Origin of the sequence: Candidatus Accumulibacter phosphatis, assembly GCF_000024165.1 — a bacterium.
In the GTDB taxonomy this organism is placed as follows: Bacteria; Pseudomonadota; Gammaproteobacteria; order Burkholderiales; family Rhodocyclaceae; genus Accumulibacter; species Accumulibacter phosphatis.
Genome location: NC_013194.1, coordinates 3,111,670 through 3,130,827, shown reverse-complemented (window position 1 = coordinate 3,130,827; position 19,158 = coordinate 3,111,670). Strand labels below are relative to the sequence as shown.

Genomic DNA, 19,158 nt, shown 5'->3' with positions numbered 1-19,158 from the left:
CCCTGCGACCCACCGGCGAAGTCCTGTTGACAGCGCTTTCGCCTCATTGATACTGTATATACTGCCACTAAAAATCACCGGCATGGAGTGCCCGCGTCGACCCGGGACGGCGTCCGGTTCACCCCGGGGTCGGCCGCCATTGTCACCGCTTCACCGTCTTGCACACCGAGCGCAAAGGGGAAGGAAAGTCGATGAGTGCAGCCCAGAGAACACTCCTGTCGTCGGCATGCCGCCGCTCCAGCCGGCTGCTCCTGCTGCTCGCGCTGACCGCTTCGCTTCCCGGCTACGTCGGGGCGGGGCAAGCGGCGACGCCGGATGCTGCGCAGACGGACAAGCCGTCCAACCTCCGCCCGGGGACCGCCAATTGGTTCACGCACCCGTGGTCGGCGCTGCTCGGCAAGTCGCCGCCCCCGCCGCCCGCGCAGCCGAAAGGCCCGATTCCGACGTATCCGCAGGTGCGCTATCCCGTCCTCGATTCCGCCTTCCCGATCGCCGACAAAGAACACCTCTGGTGGCTGGACAACGATCGCGTCGTCTTCATGGGTTACGAGCCCGGCAGCTACGACCCCGGCTGGGAAAAGAAAACCCTCAGCCAGCGACGCGCCGATGGGCGCGAGACGGACATGCGGGTGGGGCACTACGTCTGGGATACGCGGACCAACGAGGTCAGACTGTTTCGTCGCCGTCTCCACGATTTCTGTGTCGAAGAGGGCGTGTCTGCCTTTCTCGAGCTGCCGGACAAGGAAGCGCCTCCGCCGGCCAAGATTACGCCGTTGTGGATCGGACCGCTCACACTGTGGACCGGCCCCTTCGGCAAGGAACGCCCCAAGCCCGACATTGACGCCAACCGACTGGTCGACAATCGTTGGACTCCGGGCCCTTGCGGGGTAATCGCTCCTCCGGGCGGTTTTGGCGCGCGCATTCCGCTGCACGCCGGCTGGGGCGTGCTCGAGCGCAGACGCTTCGACCAGCCGCTCCTCTACACTCCGCGCAAGGGCCCGCCGCGCGAACTGCCGCTGCTGACCAAAGATTGGGGTAGAGTGCTTTACGCCCCCTGGCGCAAGCAGTACCTGCTCAGCGAAATTCACGGCAACAGCGAAATAATGCCGGCGATCTGGTGGTTGTCGCAGGACGGCAGCACGCAGGCGATTGCCATCCCGAATACCGGCTACCTCAGCGCTTCCTTTCGTCCGATCCGCCCCGGCGTGCTGATGACCGGCCGGTCGCGGCCTGGAGAAAGGGTGACTCAAACGCCGGAGAGCTTCATTCTCGGCAACGACGGCAGCGTACGGAGTATCGGCCGCTTCTCGCTCTACAAGTACGGTACCTCACCGAACGGTTGCCGCATCGCTTACCAGAATTCCCGTTGCTTCCCCGACCCCTCACGTTCGGTTGACCGTGCTGCGCCGCGCCATATCGGCTGCGTGACCGCCCATATGATCGACTTCTGCCAGAAGGGAGAAACGCCATGACCACCCCTCTCGACACCCGCAATGCACTGGCAATGGAAATGCTCGTCGCGTGCGATCAATCGTACGTTTACGGCAAGAGCGAAAGCGTCGGTGAAGGCACCCGGATAGGCCCGCTGCCCGACTCGTCCGAGGCCAGCGAAGCGCCCCTGCCTTACGCGCTGCCGGACGCAGGATTCGTCGTCGCCGCAGTGCTCGAAGCTAAAGAAACCGGCTTCAAGAGCGTGCTCTACAAGCACGAGACACGCAACGAATTCATCGTCGCGATGGCCGGAACCGACGGGCCGAACTTCCAGGATTGGGCGCAGAACCTCCGCTGGGGATGGGGACAATGGGATTTCATCGACGAAGCGACTAGCGGGCTCAGCGAAAACAGCGGGAAGTTTAAGGTAACGGACGCACTGAAGAACCTCGCCAAGCCCGACTCAAAGCCGGTGATCCACTTCACCGGCCAGTCACTCGGCGGTGCCCTCGCCGAGTACGCGGCGTTCGACTACTGGCAGACGAACCAGATCAAATATCCAGACATTCTCGACCGCCTTACGCTCACCACCTTCAACGGCCTCGCCGGCGGCGCGGCGCTGACGCGCCTTGGCGGCGCGACGGACGAGCAACTGGCTGCCTTCCGGCCGGCGCGAGCGGCGCATTACGAAGTGGCCAACGACCTCGTCAACCGCCTCGGCGGCAACCATCTGGCCGGGGCAGGGAATTTGTACCGGCTCGACTTTCGCTCCGACCAAACCGACCCGACCAGCGGCGAAAAGCTGCTGCTCAACCCGGTCGATGCGCACCGCATCGAGTCCGGCTTCTACCGCCCGTTTGCCCAGCAGATCGCCAAAGGCGACCATCGGCTGTTCAACCAGGCCAGCGCCAATACCGATTGGCAGCCACTCCCCGTCGAGGGCTTGCAGTCAGAACCCGGCAGGATCATCAGCCTCTTCAACAAAGGGCACGTTACCGAAACCTCCGGCAAGTACCGAGCGATCGCCGGCCTGATCGTCGCCCTCAACAGCGCCACCAGCAGCCGCGACGTCGACGCCCTCTTCAAGCCGGTTCTCGACGCCTTGCTGCACTCCGATCTGTCTTCTTTCGAGGGTGGGGCGGGACCGGTGACTCCCCCCAGGGGATGGTTGAGCAAAGGTCTGGCCAAACTTTCCAGCCACATTTCAAGCGACGATCTCAAGGGCGTTGCCAATGAGGCGAAGGCTCTGGCGCTCAACAGCCTGCTGTCGGCGCTGGCCATCGAGGCCCTGGCCGAGAAGGACAAGCGCCCCGACGTCGGGCGCCTTGACGCCCTGCTCGAAGGGACGCCGGTCGATCCGGCAGTCAACGCCTACGTCGGCCTACCCATCGACGCGGCCACTCGTCTGCAGCAGATCGCAACCGGCGCCGAAATGATCGATCTATCGGCCAGCGGCCTGCGTGATGTCGACCTCGCCATCCTGCGCGAACTGGGTGTGGATGCGGATGTCATCAAGGAAGCGCTGCTTGGTGAGGCCGCCGCGTCCGACAACTGGAAGCGCGTCTTGTTGGAAGTGGTGGTCAAGGCCTATCCCGGCCTTGAGTGGGAGGTCAAGAAGGACGGCGCCGAGCGTTTGATCAAGACCGTGATCGCCGTCGACAAAATCATTGCGCGCAACATCTTGGAGGCCGATGAGTGGTTGCTCGACCAGGCCGCCAAACCTTGGCGCGAACTGGCGGAAGCGGTAACTACGGTCGCCCGCGCAGTCGCTGACGCGATTCCCGATTACGTCCCCGACTACAGCGGCGACCTTGAATTCCCCGAAATCGCCGCCTTCACTGATCAACAGCCGATCGTCAGCCGATTCGCCGAACACCTCTGGGCCCTCGCCGAGCAAGTCGCTTCCGCGCTCTCCGGCAGCGCTGCCGCCGCGGAGGTCGCGACGCAATACAAGGACGCCCGACGCCTCATCCTGGATGCCGGCCAGACCCTCGTCATCACGCAGGACAAGCGCAACCCCTTCGCCGGCGGCGCTCTCGATCCCGATGCGATCGCGACCGCCAGCCTGCGCGAAGGTCACACGCGAGGCTTCACTCTCTTTCTTCCCTTCCTTGCCGGCGACGCTGGCCAGGTGGTCAAGCTGACACTGGCCGGCGCCAGCGCCGACACCTTCAGCGTGCTCGACCGGGGCAAGCGCGTCGACCTTTCCGGCGACGGCAGCTTCCGGCTCACCATTCCCGCGGGCGAACGCCAGGTCTCCTTCGCGCTCTGGGCGCGAGACGACTTTGACAGCGACGACTCGCTGACGCTCCGGGCGCAGCTCACCGACGCCGACGGCACGCCCACTCACCGCGAACACGGCGAGCTGACACTCACCCTGGACGCCGCAGACGAAACCGAACCCGACGACCCGGCAGCGATCGTGCGCACCCTTCTCGGGGATCTCGCGCCAGTCGACTTCGACCCCGACCGCACCGACGTCCAGATCAGGTACGACGATCTTGGCAACGTCATCACCGACCCAGGCATCGCCGAGGTCGGCCGTCGCGACGTCGTCTACGACAGTAGCGCTGCCGACCGGATCGCCACCGGCGGCGGTGACGACAATGTTTATAGGAAGCGAGGTGGCGACGACGTCGTCGACCTTGGCGAGGGCAATGACGACTTTTGGACCCTCGACGGTACGTCCGGGCGCGTACATGCATTCGGCGGCGCCGGGCGCGACTACCTCGGCGCCGGTTCGGGCAGGGACACCGTTGAAGGCGGTGAGGGTGGAGATTTCGTTTATGGATCGTCCGACGACGACCAGCTCTACGGCGACGCCCAGGGCGAAACCGCCGACCTCATCGCTGCCGGCGCCGATCAGGCCGCTTCCGGCGCGCAGGGCGACCTGGTGGATGCCGAAGACGGCGACGACGAGGTGTTTACCGGTGCCGGCAACGACCTGATCGCCGGCGGTGATGGCGACGACCTCATCGTCGCCGGTGGCGGCGACGACTGGGTCTGGGGTGACTGGAACGTCTGGGCGCCTATCGAGGAACCGTGGCGCGACTGGACCGTTACCGAAAAGGCGGCGCCGACGTCAACTGGCGACACGTACTACTCCTACGATCTCGCCCATATCTTCGACGAGAGCACAGACGGATCGGGTGACGACACCATCTACACCGGGGCCGGTGACGATGTCGCCATGGGTGAGGGCGGTGACGACATCCTCATTCTCGAGGACGGCGACGATCGCGCGTGGGGCGCCGCCGGTGACGATCTGCTCCTCGGCGGCGCCGGCAAGGATTTCCTGGTTGGCGATACCCGTGCGGACCTCGCCGGCGCCGATTACCTGGACGGCGGCGACGGCGATGACGTGCTCTTTGCCGGCGCCGGAGAAGACGTGCTGCTCGGCGGCGCCGGCGACGACAACCTCTGGGGAGACGGCCGCGCCGGCTTTGCCATGCACGGCTGGACGGTAAGTCGTCAGGTGGCAAGGTTCGACAACCTCACCCGCGTCCAGACGGTCTTCGAGCAGGCGGCTTACGGCGTCGGCCCCGGCGCCAACGATCTGCTGCTCGGCGGCGCCGGCGACGACTGGCTGTTCGGCAACGGCGGCAACGATTTGCTCGACGGCGGTGCGGACAATGACGTCGCCTTCGGCGACGATGGCGACGACGAACTCGTCGGGGCTGCTGGTGACGATGCCCTTAGCGGCGACGACCTCGATGATCCCGACGACCCGGACAGCGGTCTGTCCGGCAGCCTGCACGGCAAGGACTCACTGGACGGTGGCGACGGCAACGATTCGCTGTGGGGCAACGGCGGTGCCGACACGCTGCTCGGCGGGGCCGGCGACGATGCCTTGAGCGGGGACGACGGCAAGACCCCAGCGCCTTATCACGGCGCCGATTTCCTCGATGGGGGTTCCGGCAAGGACACGCTGTGGGGCAACGGCGGCAACGACACCCTGCTGGGCGGGCTGGATGCCGACAAACTGCAAGGCGGCGACGGCGCCGATCTCCTCGATGGGGGCACGGGCGAGGACGAGCTGTTCGGCGAAGACGGTAACGACACCCTGCTGGGCGGGCTGGATGCCGACAAACTGCAAGGCGGCGAGGGCGGCGATCTCCTCGACGGGAGTACCGGCGATGACGCGCTGTTCGGCGACGCCGGCAACGACACCCTGATCGGCGGCCCCGGCTGCGACTATCTTGTCGGCGACGCCGGCGACGACGTCTATCTCCTGGCCAGCGGCGACAGCCCGCGCGACGCGAGCGGATTGAGCGAGACCCTGACCGACAGCGCGGGGAACGACACGATCGTCTTTCGCGACGCGAGCGTCGACGCGCTGCGTCTGACGCAGAACGGCGACGCGCTGCTGATCGACTACGGCGCCGACGATCACCTCTGGATCGTCGGCGGTGCCGGCGGTGCTATCGAGCAATTCCGCTTCGCCGATGGCACGACGCTGACGACCGACGAGCTGATCGGTCGTCTCGCCGACGCACCGGTGACTTCGGACGCCGGCGGCCGAAGCGTACGCTTCGGCGGCGCGGGCGACGACCTCCTCAGCGCGCTGCTGCCCGGCGCCCTCCTCGCCGGTGGTCGCGGCAGCGACACGCTCATCGGCAGCAGCGGCAGCGATACCTATCGCTACAGCGTCGGCGACGGCAGCGACCGGCTTGTCGACCCCGGCCCGGCGACCGACGCGGCTGGCGTGCCGTTGGTCGACACGCTGCGCTTCGGCGCCGGCATCACAGCGGACGACCTCACCCTCGGCATCGGTTCGCTGCTGATCCGCGTCGGCAGCAACCCCGACGACGCCATCCACATCGAGGGATTCGACCCCGACGACGCCCTCGCCACGCGCACGGGGCCGGCGATCGAGCGCTTCGAATTCGCCGACGGCAGCGTGCTGACCTACGCCGGCCTGCTCGCCAGGGGCTTCGACGTCGCCGGCAGCGCCGCCAGCGAAACGATCCGCGGCACCAGCGTCGACGACCGCATCGACGGCCGCGGCGGCGCGGACACGCTGCTCGGCGGCAGGGGCAGCGACAGCTACTTCTACGCCGCGGGCGACGGCAACGACGTCGTCGACGACAGCGGCGACAGTGCCGACCACGACACGCTGCGCCTCGGCCCGGGGATCGGCGTCGACACTCTGACGCTGACGCACAGCCGGCATGATCTGACGATCGCTTTCGCCGACGGCGGCAGCGTCGTGTTGCGCGGACAGGTCGACGGCGCCGGTCGTGGCGTCGAGAGCGTCGCTTTCGCCGACGGCGTAAGCTGGTCGGCCGAACATCTCCTCTCGGCGGCGACCTTCGTCGGCGCTGGGCCGCTCTTCCTGGTCGGCAGCGATGGCAACGACAGTCTGTCGGCCGACGACGGCGCCGATAGGGTGCTCGGGTTGCTCGGCAACGACACGATCACCGGCGGCGCTGGCGACGATCTCCTCTACGGGGCCGGCGATACCTCGCCGGGCGACGATGCGGGGGCTTTCGTCGTCGATGATGACGTGATCGACGGTGGTGCCGGCAACGATACCCTCGACGGGGGTTTTCTTGGCGACTTCGATGTCCTGTCCGGGGGCACCGGCGACGACACCTATGTCTTCCGGCGCGGCTCCGGCTACGACCAGATCGTCGAAGAAGGAGACCTGTGGAACAGCGACCGCGTCGTGTTCGAAGATCTACGCCCAGACGAACTGCAACTGAGCCGCGAAGCTTCAGCCCTGCACGTGAGGATCGCCGACCGGGCCGACGAGCTGACGATCATTGGCTTCTTCGACAACGCCGAAGCCATGGTCGAGTATTTCGACTTTCCCGACCCGATGAGGCCGCAGACCTGGTCGGGAGAGGATCTCCGCAATTCCTTCGGCCGCGTGCAGGGAACTCCCGGTGACGACGTCCTCGTCGGTCACGACTGGGACGACACCCTCGCCGGCCAGGCCGGCGACGACGTGCTCGACGGCGGCGAGGGGAGCGACAGCTATTTCTTCGCCTCCGGTGACGGCCGCGACACGGTCAGCGACAGCGGCGTCTCCGGCGACGACGTGATCCGTTTCGCCGACGGCATCGCTCCCGGCGACCTCACCCTGGCGCGCAACGACACCGATCTGCTGCTGATCGTGCGCGCGACCGGCGAGCGCGTGATCGTCACTGGCTGGTACGGCGATCGGGGGCCGTCGATCGAGGCCGTCGAATTCGCCGACGGCACGCGCTGGCTGGCGGCAGATCTCGAAGCACTGGTCGCTTCTCCAACGGCGGTCGGCGATGGCGCCGACATCGTCGTCGGCACGACGGCCGACGACCTGCTTGCCGGCCTCGGCGGTGACGACGAGTTGTTCGGTCAGGCCGGAGACGATACGCTCGTCGGCGGTAGGGGCAACGACGCGCTCGACGGCGGTGAGGGCAACGACACCTACATCTACGCGCCGGGCGACGGTGCCGACCGGATCATCGACACCGCCGGCGGCGACAGCGACGTGCTCGAAATCGGCGCCGGCATCGCCGCAGCCGACCTACGCGTGACCCGCAACGCCGGCGACCTGCTGCTGGTCACGCCCGATGGCGCAACGCTCAGCGTCGCCGACTGGTTTCTGTCGCCCGAACGTCCGCTGACCGCCGTGCGTTTTGGCCGCGGCACCGAGTGGAGCGCTGCCGAGCTCGACGTCAGGGCAGCGACACCGGGCGACGATGCCGACTATCTGGTCGGCGGCGACGGCCCCGATGTGCTCGCGGGCGGGCGCGGTGACGACACGCTCGACGGCGGCACCGGCGACGATACTTACCGCTTCGAAGCCGGCGATGGTGGCGACCACATCGTCGACCGCGACGGCGACGACACGCTGCGTTTCGGTGCCGGCATTACTGCCGACGATGTGCAGATCGTGGCCGGCGAAACGGGAGACGTCGTTCTTCAGCGCTATGGCAGCGCCGACAGCGTCGTCCTGCAGAGGGGTCCGGGCGTGCCGTCGGAACCCCCGCGGTCGCTACCGCTGATCGAGCACGTCGAGTTCGCCGACGGTACGGTGTGGAGCGCGGACGACGTGGAGAACTACGCGACCCGTCCGGCGACGACCGGCAGCGACACGCTCGACGGCTCGTCACGATCCGAGATCATCGACGGCCTGGGCGGCGACGATCTCGTCAGTGGCGGTGGTGGCGGCGATCGCTACGTCTTCCGCCAAGGCTACGGGCGCCTGACGATCAGTGACAGCGGCGCCGACGCCGGGCAGTCGGACAGCGTGCTCTTCGGCGCCGGCCTACAGCCCGACGCGCTCATCGTGCGCCGCGAAGGTAGCGCGCTGGTTCTCGACTTTGTGGATTCCGCCGACCAGTTGCGCGTGCTGCGCAGCTTCGAGCGGCTGGCCTCCGACCGTCAGCGCATCGAGCGCTTTGTCTTCGCCGACGGCAGCGAATGGGATATGGACGAGATCGAGCGGCGACTCGTTCTCGCCCCGGCGTCGGAAGCCGCTGAGTCGATTTATGGTTCGAGTCGGAACGACGTGATCGATGGCCTGGCCGGCAGCGACTGGATCGAGGGCAGCAGCGGCGACGACGTGCTCGACGGCGGTGTCGGCGCCGATCGGCTGTTTGGCGATGCCGGCGACGATACACTGACCGGTGGCGCTTCGGCTGTCGACGATCGTCACTACGAGTATGCCTATGACCAGTACGGCGATGGTTTCCATGTGACATCGCACGACCGCTTGCAGGGCGGCGCGGGCAACGACACCTACGTGATTCAGGCCGACAGCGGCTTCGACGAGATCACCGATGCCGAAGGCGCCAACCGCATCGTTTTCGGCGCCGGCCTGAGCGCCGAAAACGTGATTGTTTCCGAGCGCAACAATCTGGGGTGGCCTGAGACCCGTGTGGATTACGGTCCCGGCGCGTTCTATCTCGCCGCCGGTACGCGCATCGACCGTATCGAGAGCGACGACGGCACGGTGGTGACCGTCACCGACTTCGCCGCCTATTACCGCACGGTGATCTCGGGAAGCGCCGCCGCCGACGTGATCACCGGCAGCCGCGGACCGGACGTGATCGCCGGCGGCGATGGTCACGACCTCGTCCATGCCGGCGCCGGGCGCGACGAAATCGAAGGCGGCGAGGGCGACGATCTGCTCTTCGGCGAGTCGGGTGACGACACGCTGCACGATGACAGGGGATGGAACCACCTGTCGGGTGGCCTCGGCAACGATAACCTTTCCGGAACCGGATACCTTGCCGGCGGTCCCGGGAGCGATACCCTGTCGGGAAGCGGCATGCTCGACGGCGGCGCCGGAGATGACTGGTACGATATCCGTGGCGCTGGCGCGACGATCGTCTTTGCCACGGGTGACGGGCACGATCGGGTGATCGCCGACAGCCGCAGCAGCGGACTACGGATTCGCGTTCAAGCGCTCCCCGATGAGGTGGATCTGATCGGCGGGACGGTCGACGGTGTCGAGTCGTCCTTGCTCATCAGGCTGCGCAGCAGCGGCGAATCGCTCGCGGGCGTCGTCGCTGCCAGCGAGCTGGTTTTCGCCGACGGTACGGTCTGGGGGCGCCTGGAAATCGCCGCGCGGACGCACCTGCCCGAGCCGCTGCCGAGTCTCGCCGACGACGTCCTTTCCGGTGGCGCGCTGGCCGATTCGCTGTCGGGCCTCGCCGGTGATGACCTACTCGCCGGCGGTGGCGGTGACGACACGCTCGACGGTGGCGAGGGGGCTGACCGGCTGTTTGGCGGCGACGGTAGCGATCTGCTCACCGGGGATGCCGGCAATGACCTCATCGACGGCGGCGACGGCGCCGACCAGCTACTCGGTGGCAGCGGGGACGACTCGCTGCGCGCCGGCGCCGACGATACCCTGGACGGTGGCGCCGGGCGCGATAGCTACACGCTTGCCGGTGGCACGCAGACCTTGCGCTTCGGCCCTGGTTCGGGCGCCGACACGCTCTCCTGGAGCGAGTCTTCGCGCCGAGGAGCGCGCCTGATCGTCGAACTGGCGAGCGATCTGCTGCCCGAGCACGTGCGCGTCGAACGGCAGGCGAACGCGCTGTCGATCGCGATCGAAGGCAGCGCCGACGCGCTCTCGCTGGTGTCGTGGTTTACCGACGACGACGAACCGCCGGCAACCGAACTGCGTTTTGCCAGCGGCGCGGTATGGGGAATCGATGAGCTGTTGTCGCTGCTGCCGGCGGCCAGCAACGGTAACGGCGACTTCCGCGACAACGTTCTGACTGGCGATGCCACCAGCCGTCTCCTTGTCGGGCGCGCTGGCAACGATGTCCTCGCTGGTAGCGAGGGGAACGACAATCTCGACGGTGGCAGTGGCGCCGACCAGCTCGACGGCGGTGCCGGCAACGACGCGCTGTCGGGCGGCGACGGCGACGACGTGCTGTTCGGCGGCGCCGGCAATGACCTCCTTGACGGCGGCCGCGGTGCGGACCGGCTCGACGGCGGTGCCGGCGACGACTACGTCAACTCGCGCGAAGCGGCCGGCGGCTCGGCAGCGGCCGACACTATCGTCTTTGCCTACGGCAGCGGGGCGGACACGCTGACCGCCAGCGACTCACTCGATGTGATTGCGCTGGCCGAAGGTGTGGCAGCGGCATCGGTAGCGGTCCGCGCGACTGGCGACGACCTTCTGCTCAGCCTCGACGGCGCGTCCGACACGCTGCGCCTGCGCGGGTGGTTGCGGGCCGGCGATCACCTGACGACCTTGCGCTTCGCCGACGGCAGCGAGCAGGACCTGCGCGAGCGAATCTCATTTGGCTATGGCAGCGGCACGCCGGCACTGGCCGCCGGCGACGTCGGCACGACGCTCCGGCTCACCGAAGGCGTGCGCTCTGGCGACGTAGAGGTCGCCGCGTCGGCCAACGACCTCGTCGTGCAGCTTCGGGACAGCAGCGACAGCCTGCGCCTGAAGGACTGGTCGCTGGCCAGCGCGCACGTCACGACGCTACGCTTCTCCGACGGCAGTACGACCGTACTGCGCTGGCCCAGCCCCAAACCGGTGATCGGCACCGACGGCGCGGAAACGATTGCCGCGGCAGAAGCCAGCCCCTATGACGACCGGATTCATGGGCTCGGCGGCAAGGACACTCTGTACGGCGGGGCCGGCAACGATTCGCTCTACGGCGGCGACGCCGCGGATTTTCTTGTCGGCGACGGCGGCGCAGACCTGATCGACGGTGGCGCCGGCGACGACAGCTATCGGTTCGACGCTGACGATACGCTGGTCTTCGGTTTTGACTCCGGCAATGACCGCTTTTTCGAGTTGCCGAGCCATCTGGAGGCGGCGCCCGGTACCGTCCGCTTCGAGAGCGACGTCTCACCGAGTGATGTCGTGCTCGACCTTCAATCCCTGACGCTGACCGGCGGAAGGCTGTTGGTCCGCCTGAAAGCAGTGCCGTCGACGCTTGGCAGCTTCCTGGTGACGATCGATGCGGCCAGCGGTCTGCCGATCATCGGCACGCGTTTCGTTTTTGCTGACGGCACGGTCGTCGAAGGCCGCGATGCCTTCGCGCGCCTGCATCACCAGCGCACATCGAGCGCCAGCGACACGCTGATCGGCACGACCGCCAGCGACGCGATCGATGGCGGCGCCGGTGATGATGTGCTCTTCGCCGGTGGGGGCGACGACAGCGTGTCTGGCGGTCCCGGACGGGACCTGCTCAGCGGCGGCCCGGGGAGTGATTCGTTGTTTGGCGGCGGCGAAGACGATGCCCTCCACGGCGACGCCGGCAACGACTGGCTCGAAGGTGGTGCGGGCAACGACTGGCTCAGCGGCGGCGATGGCGTCGACACCTACCACTTCGATGGGCACTTCGGCCTGGATACGGTGGCCGGTGGTATGGTCAGGACCAGCGACGACGCGATCGAGTTTGGCGACGGCATCGCGCCGGACGACGTGAGCGTTCGCCTCGCCGCCGGCGGGTCGAGTACGCTGTTGCTCGATGTGCCGGCGGTCGCGGGTCGGGTCCAGGTCGATGAAGGCTGGCAGCCGGGTGCCCCGGGCGAAGGTGCGCGCCTGGCGCTGGCGGAGATCCGCTTTGCCGATGGCACGCGCTGGACAACTGCCGAGGTCGCTGCGAGGCTGCTCGCGGGAAGCGACGACGGTGACCGCCTGTTGGGCAGTGTCGTGGATGATCGAATTGCCGGCGGCAGCGGCGACGACACGATCTTCGGCGCACGTGGCAACGACGCGCTTGCCGGCGGTGAAGGCAACGATCGCCTCGACGGCGGCGAAGGCAACGATCACCTGCAGGGCGATGGGGGCGACGACGCCTTGTCGGGCGGTGAAGGAAACGACCATCTCCGCGGTGGCGCGGGCAACGACGTCCTCATCGGCGGCCCCGGCAGTGACGTTTATCATTTCTCCAGGGGCGACGGGCACGACCTCATCGCCGACTCGACGATCCAGCCGGCGGACGTCGACACGCTTGAATTCGGCCCTGGCATCGCGCCGTTCGACGTGCTCCATCGAGTGGTCGATGGTCAGTTGCTTCTCGACATCGCCGGCAGCGAAGACCGGGTGACCCTCGTCGCCCACGATCAGCCGCTGTCGGGCGTCAAACGCATCCGCTTCAGCGATGGAACGGTCATCGACCCCCGCACATGGACACCGAGCGAACGCAACGTCGTTCTCGCCGTCGGCAGCGGTGCGCAGACGATTCCCGCCGCCGCACGACTCGACACGCTCGTCGTCGGTGCCGGCATCGCTGCCGACACCCTGACGCTGGGCCGCGCCGGCGAAGACCTGCTCGTCGCCGCCGCCGCCGATTCGCTGCGCCTGCGGGGCTGGTTCGCCAATCCGCCGACACAGAGCGTCCTGCAGCTGCGTCTTGCCGACGGCACGCTGTGGAGCGCCGCCGAGATGTCGCGGCAGGCAGCGGCGATGGACGGCGGCGACGGCGACGACGTGCTGTCCATCGCCGCTGCCTGGTCAGGCCGCCTCGACGGCGGCGCCGGCAACGACCGCCTGAGCGGCGGCGATGGCGACGATGAGCTGCGCGGCGGCGCAGGCAACGACGTTCTCGACGGCGGTTTCGGCGCCGACGCGCTGATTGGTGGTCCCGGCGACGATGTCTACCTGGCCGACGAGCTCGACACCGTTCTCGAACTGGCCGATGGCGGCACCGACACACTGCGCATGGTCGCCCTGACGGACGTGGAACTGCCTGCCGAAATCGAAAGTTTCGAAGCGCTGGGCAACGCTGCGATCGATCTCACCGGCAACGCCGCTGATAACCGCCTGCTCGGAACGCGTGCCGCGAACCGCATCGAAGGCGGCGACGGCAACGATACCCTCGACGGCGGCGGCGGCGCCGATACACTGCTCGGTGGCCGAGGTGACGACACCTACGTTGTCGACAATGCCGCTGACACGATCGTCGAACGGCGCGGTGAGGGCAACGACACGCTGCGCTCGTCGCTCAGCCAGGCGCTGACGGCCGAGGTCAGCGTCGAGAACATCGAACTCACCGGTGCTGCCAACCTTTACGCCTTTGGCGACGACGGGAACAACCGACTGCTGGGAAACGCTGGCAACAACGCCTTGCGCGGCTACGCCGGCGACGACACCCTCGACGGAGGCGCCGGCGCTGACGTCCTGCAAGGCGGCACCGGCGATGATGTTTATGTCGCCGACAGCGTTCTGGATCGCATCGAGGAAGCCCCGGGCGCCGGAAGCGATAGCGTCCGGGCGTCCGCCAGCCACACCCTGGCCGACAACGTCGAGAATCTGACGTTGACCGGCTCGGCTGCCATCGACGGCACCGGCAATTCCGGCGCCAATCGCCTGACCGGCAACGATGCGGACAATCGCCTCGGCGGCGGCGGTGGCGACGATGTTCTCGATGGCGGTGGCGGCAACGACATCCTCGACGGTGGGGCGGGGAATGATCGCTTCGTCTTCGCTTACGGCTATGGCCAGGATCTCGTGATCGATAACGGTACCGGGTCGCCTGCCGACGCGCTCGTTCTCGGCGCCGGCATCTCACCCGTCGACCTGATCGTGCGCCGCAACGGCGACGACCTGCTGCTGTCGCTGCGCGGTGCGCGTGATCGCGTGACGATCCGCGCTTATTGGCAGGCCGGCAGCGCAGTGGAGACGATCGTCTTCGCAGACGGCAGCAGCTGGCATGCCGACGACGTCGCTGCCGCCGCAGCGGCCTCCGTCAATAGCCTGCCCTTCATCGCTGCCGCCGGCGGCCGCCAGGTTGTCGACGCCGGCCGCCGCTTCGCGCTCGATCTCGCCGCTAGCTTCGCCGACGCGGACGCGGGTGACGTGCTGATTGCGTCGGCGACGCTCGCCGACGGCGCACCGCTGCCGGGCTGGTTGCGCTTCGACGCCGCCAGCTGGTCGCTCGCGGGAACGCCGGGCGCTGGTGACGTCGGCACGCTTGCCGTCCGCCTGAGCGCGTCCGACAGCGGCGGCGCGACGATCGCGACGTCCTTTGAGCTGACTGTCCACAATCCGAACGATACCTCGCCGGTGGTGGCGAAACCCTTGGCGGACGTCTTAATCGGCCAGGGGGATGCCCTTGCGCTGACGCTGCCCGCCGATACATTCGTCGATGCCGATCCCGGCGACCGCCTGATGCTTGCCGCAGTTCAGGTGGATGGCCGCCCGCTCCCCGAGTGGCTGACTTTCAATCCCGTAACGCAGACGCTGACCGGCATTCCCGGCAAGGGCGATGTCGGCACGCTGGCGATCGCCGTGTCGGCCACCGATACGCGCGGGCGCATCGCTAGCGACGATTTTGCCCTTGTCGTCGGCGATGCCAACGATTCCCCGCGCGTGCGCAGGACGCTCGCCGATCTGGTTCTCCGCCAGGGCGAGGCGATCGACGTGGCCCTGCCGGCAGATCTTTTTGTCGACCCCGAAGGGGATGCCTTCGCCACCGAGGTGACGCTCGCCGACGGTTCGCCGCTACCCGACTGGCTGGCCTTCGACAGCGCCACGCGTCGCCTGAGCGGTATCGCCGACAGCGACGCCGTCGGCGTCACCCGTGTCCGCGTCCGCGCGACGGACACGCACGGCGCCGCGTCCGACGAGGACTTCGATATCGTGGTCGGCCAGAGCAACCAGCCGCCGCGGGTGAACAGGCCGCTCGCCGGGCTGCGCCTTGACGAGGGTGACATCGCCGACATCCGTCTGCCGGACGACCTGTTCGTCGATCCTGATCGCGGCGACACCCTTGCCTACACCGTCGATGTCCTCGCGCGGCCGGCGCACGCCAAGTCCGCCTTCAGCCTCGTCGCCACTGGCGGCGGCTTTGCGCTGCAATCGCGCCCCAACACCAATGACAACGGCTCCGCCTTTACCTACAGCGGCCTGACACCGGGCGACGCCACGCGCATCGGTGGCCTGGACTACTGGGACGTCGGCAGCTGGACTTTCCGGCTGACCGCCGAGGACCGCCTCGGCCTGCGTGCGAGCACCGACCTGGTGCTCGACGTCGACGCCGCGCCCGTCAATCACCTGCCGGTGATCGCGACTTTCCCCGCGGCACCGTGGGCCGTCTTCGGGCAAGTGTGGGTCGCCGGTCGCTGGCAATGGAGCGATGGTGCCGTCAGCGACATCGTTGCCTCGTTGTCCGAGGGCTTCGCGGTGAAACAGCCGACCTTCACCGACGTGGACGGCGACACCCTGGCGATTTCCGTTCTCCCTGCCGAGCCAGCGCAAAGGTCGGACTGGCACTATGATGCGGCCGCTAATCGTTTGCGCTTCGTCGGCAGCGGTCCGGCGCCACGCACTGCCGACTTGCTCATCGTCGCCGACGACGGCCATGGCGAAACGTCGCAAGCGCCCCTTCATCTCATCGCCAACCGCGCACCGACGATTGCGCCGATTCCGGAGATCGTCGTCCGCGAGCACGCGCTCAGCACGATCACGCTGCCGCCCGGAACGTTCGCCGATGCCGACGGCGACCCGCTCCGCCTGACAGCGAGCAGCCTCAGCAGCACCAATCCGCTTACCGGCGGGCAGGAGCTTTGGGGATGGTTCGACACGGACACGCTGCAGATTCATCTTTCCCCAGGCGATTTCGCCGTTGGCACACACGTCCTGGAGATAAGCGCGCGCGACCCCTTCGAGCGGGGCGGGCTTGAGCCGGATGCCAGTGCGCACGACTGGATAGGGACTCCCAAACAGTTGGTGACGATCACCGTGCTCAACGCGTATGACCCCCCGACGCTGCGCTCGCCGTTGCCCGACCAGGTCGTCGAGGAAGGCGCGCCGCTGTTGATCGCCACTGCGGGAGCTTTCCTGGCGGTCGATCCCGGTCAGGCGCTGAGTTATTCGGCGACGCTGGCCAGCGGCGCGCCCCTGCCGGCATGGCTGCGCTTCAATCCGGCGAGCGGCAGGCTCGAAGGACTGCCGCAAGCGGATGACGTCGGGCGTTTCAGCATTAGCGTCGTCGCCGCCGACCCGGCAGGCGCAACGGTGACCGATGAATTCGACATCGCGGTGACCCTCGGCGCGTACAACCATCAGCCCAAGGCGGTACTGCCGGTGGCCGACCAAATCTACCGCCAGGGTCAGTCGTTCAACTTCCGGATACCGCAGACGACGTTCGTTGACAGCGATACGGGCGATACGCTGACTTTCAGCGCCGTGCAGGAGAGCGGTTCTCCGCTGCCGGGCTGGATTCGTTTCGATCCGGCGACGCTGACTTTTTCCGGGTTGGTTCCGGCAGACCAGCGCGCACCGACCGGGATCCGCCTGCTGGCGACAGACGCTGCCGGGGCAACGGCGTTAGTGGATTTTTCGATCGGCATCGACGAGAAGGCTGCACCGCCGGTACTCGTTGTCCCGGCAGAGGATCAGCTGGCGACCGAGGACAGTGCTTTCCACTACGAGCTGCCGCCGGGCGAGTTCAGCGCCGGCTCGTCGAGCGAGCGTTTGTCGCTGAACGTAACCTTGCTCGATGAACAGCCCCTTCCCGACTGGCTGCACTTCGATGCCGACAGCTGGACGCTCTCCGGTACCCCGGAAAACGGCGATGTCGGCGCGCTGGACGTCCGCGTCAGCGCCCGCAACGCTGGCGGCGAGCTTGCTTTCGACAGCTTCCGCCTGCTGGTTCAGAATACCAACGACGCACCCGTCGCCGCCCGCACCCTCGCCGATCAGTCGGCGCTTGTCGATTCGCCCTTCGAGCTGCACCTGCCGGGCGAGACCTTTGTTGACCAGGATCTCGGCGACGTGCTGTCGTACTCGGCAGCGCAGGACAGCGACGAAGCCTTGCCTGCCTGGCTGCACTTCGACCCCACGAGCCGAACCTTCAGCGGCACTCCGGGCAAGGCCGACGTCGGCATGTTAAACGTGCGCGTGACCGCCAGCGACCGCGTCGGAGCCACCGCCAGCAGCACCTTCGCGGTAACGATCGACAAGGTCAATCAAGCGCCGCTCGTCGGCCTGCCGCTAGCCGGGTCGTGGGCCGAGATCGGCTTCCCGTTCGCCCATGCCCTGCCGACGGGCGCGTTCACCGACGCTGATGTCGGCGATCGTCTCACCTATGGTGCCGCGATGGCCGACGGTTCCGCTCTGCCGTCGTGGCTGAGTTTCGATCCGGCCACCCAGACCTTCACCGGCACCGCGACGGGTTTTGCCGGCGACTTGCTGGTCCGCGTCGCCGCGACCGACAGCTTTGGTGCGACGGCAAGCCAGGATTTCGTTCTCACGACGATCAATCCCGCGAACTATCCGGTGATCGAATTCGCTCGCTTCGAGATCGCCGAGGGTGAGTTGCGCCCTCTCGTCGGCGAATTGTTTGCCGGCCCCGGCAGTGCCGGCTCGGACTCGACACCGCGTATCCTCGAAGCGGGTCGTCTTTACGGTACCTACGGCGTGCTGTCGCTGGATGCCACCGGCGGCTTCTCCTACTCGCTGAACAACGCGTTGCCACAGGTACAGGCGCTGGGCGTCGGCGATCAGGGAATCGAACGTTTTCTCTATTCGACTACCGACGACGGCATCAGCACCGGGATGGGCGGCATCCTCGTGCGCGTCGAGGGTACGAACGACGTCCCGGTGCTGCAACGGGGGCTTGAAGATCGCGCGTCGGCACCTTACAGCGACACTCGCTGGCACCTCACGCCAGGGAGTTTTGCCGACGTCGACCGGGCGGACCAGCTCGCCTCGGATGTCTTCCTTCTCGCTTTGGTCGACGCGCCCGCTGGCCGACTGGCTGTCGACGGTGGCGACGGGCAGGCCATGGCCGCGCCGGCGGAAGTTTCGCTCGATGACGATTGGCTGAATAGCTGGCCATCCCGCGGCGAGGGCAGGCAGTTGGCCTTTGTCGATCGCGAGCTGGTCGAACGCCATGATCGGCAGCTCGCCAAGGAGACCTCACCGGACTCCGGAGATCCGGCTGTTAGGCGCCTGTGGGTGGAGGCCGGCGCGAACACGGTGCGTCTGCTCGCTCAGGACGCCGCGTTGTCCGACTGGCTGAACGTGGCGCACGACGCCCCAGCAGACGCCGACTGGGGAGTAGTGCACGGCAGCGACCCGGCATCTCGGCGCCTCGGCGGCGACCCGGCGCTGTTGTTTGCCGAGCCATCTCCTGGCCTGAAGAGCCTCCCTGGCGGGCCGCCAGGACCGGACCGCTGGCTCTGATCTGCCATGGCATTCCGCATGCCGCATGCAACGCCTGTGAAGAGCGTCGCTCGTCGGATCGTTGGTCGTAAGCGCGTTCTTCTTGCCGATGGCGATCGGCCGAAACACATTCTCGACCGGGTTGT

The 19,158-nt window shown here is 67.4% G+C and carries 2 protein-coding genes; both read left to right on the top strand.

Annotated elements, in window-relative coordinates; translation table 11 throughout:
• Positions 1-191: 191 nt before the first annotated feature.
• The gene (locus CAP2UW1_RS13475; RefSeq protein ID WP_015767173.1) at positions 192-1,472 is read left to right on the top strand and encodes a hypothetical protein; all 1,281 of its coding nucleotides are present in this window, start codon (positions 192-194) and stop codon (positions 1,470-1,472) included.
• The gene (locus CAP2UW1_RS13470) at positions 1,469-19,033 is read left to right on the top strand and encodes a putative Ig domain-containing protein (protein WP_015767172.1); all 17,565 of its coding nucleotides are present in this window, start codon (positions 1,469-1,471) and stop codon (positions 19,031-19,033) included. The genes CAP2UW1_RS13475 and CAP2UW1_RS13470 overlap by 4 nt, the downstream gene beginning before the upstream one ends.
• Positions 19,034-19,158 lie beyond the last annotated feature (125 nt).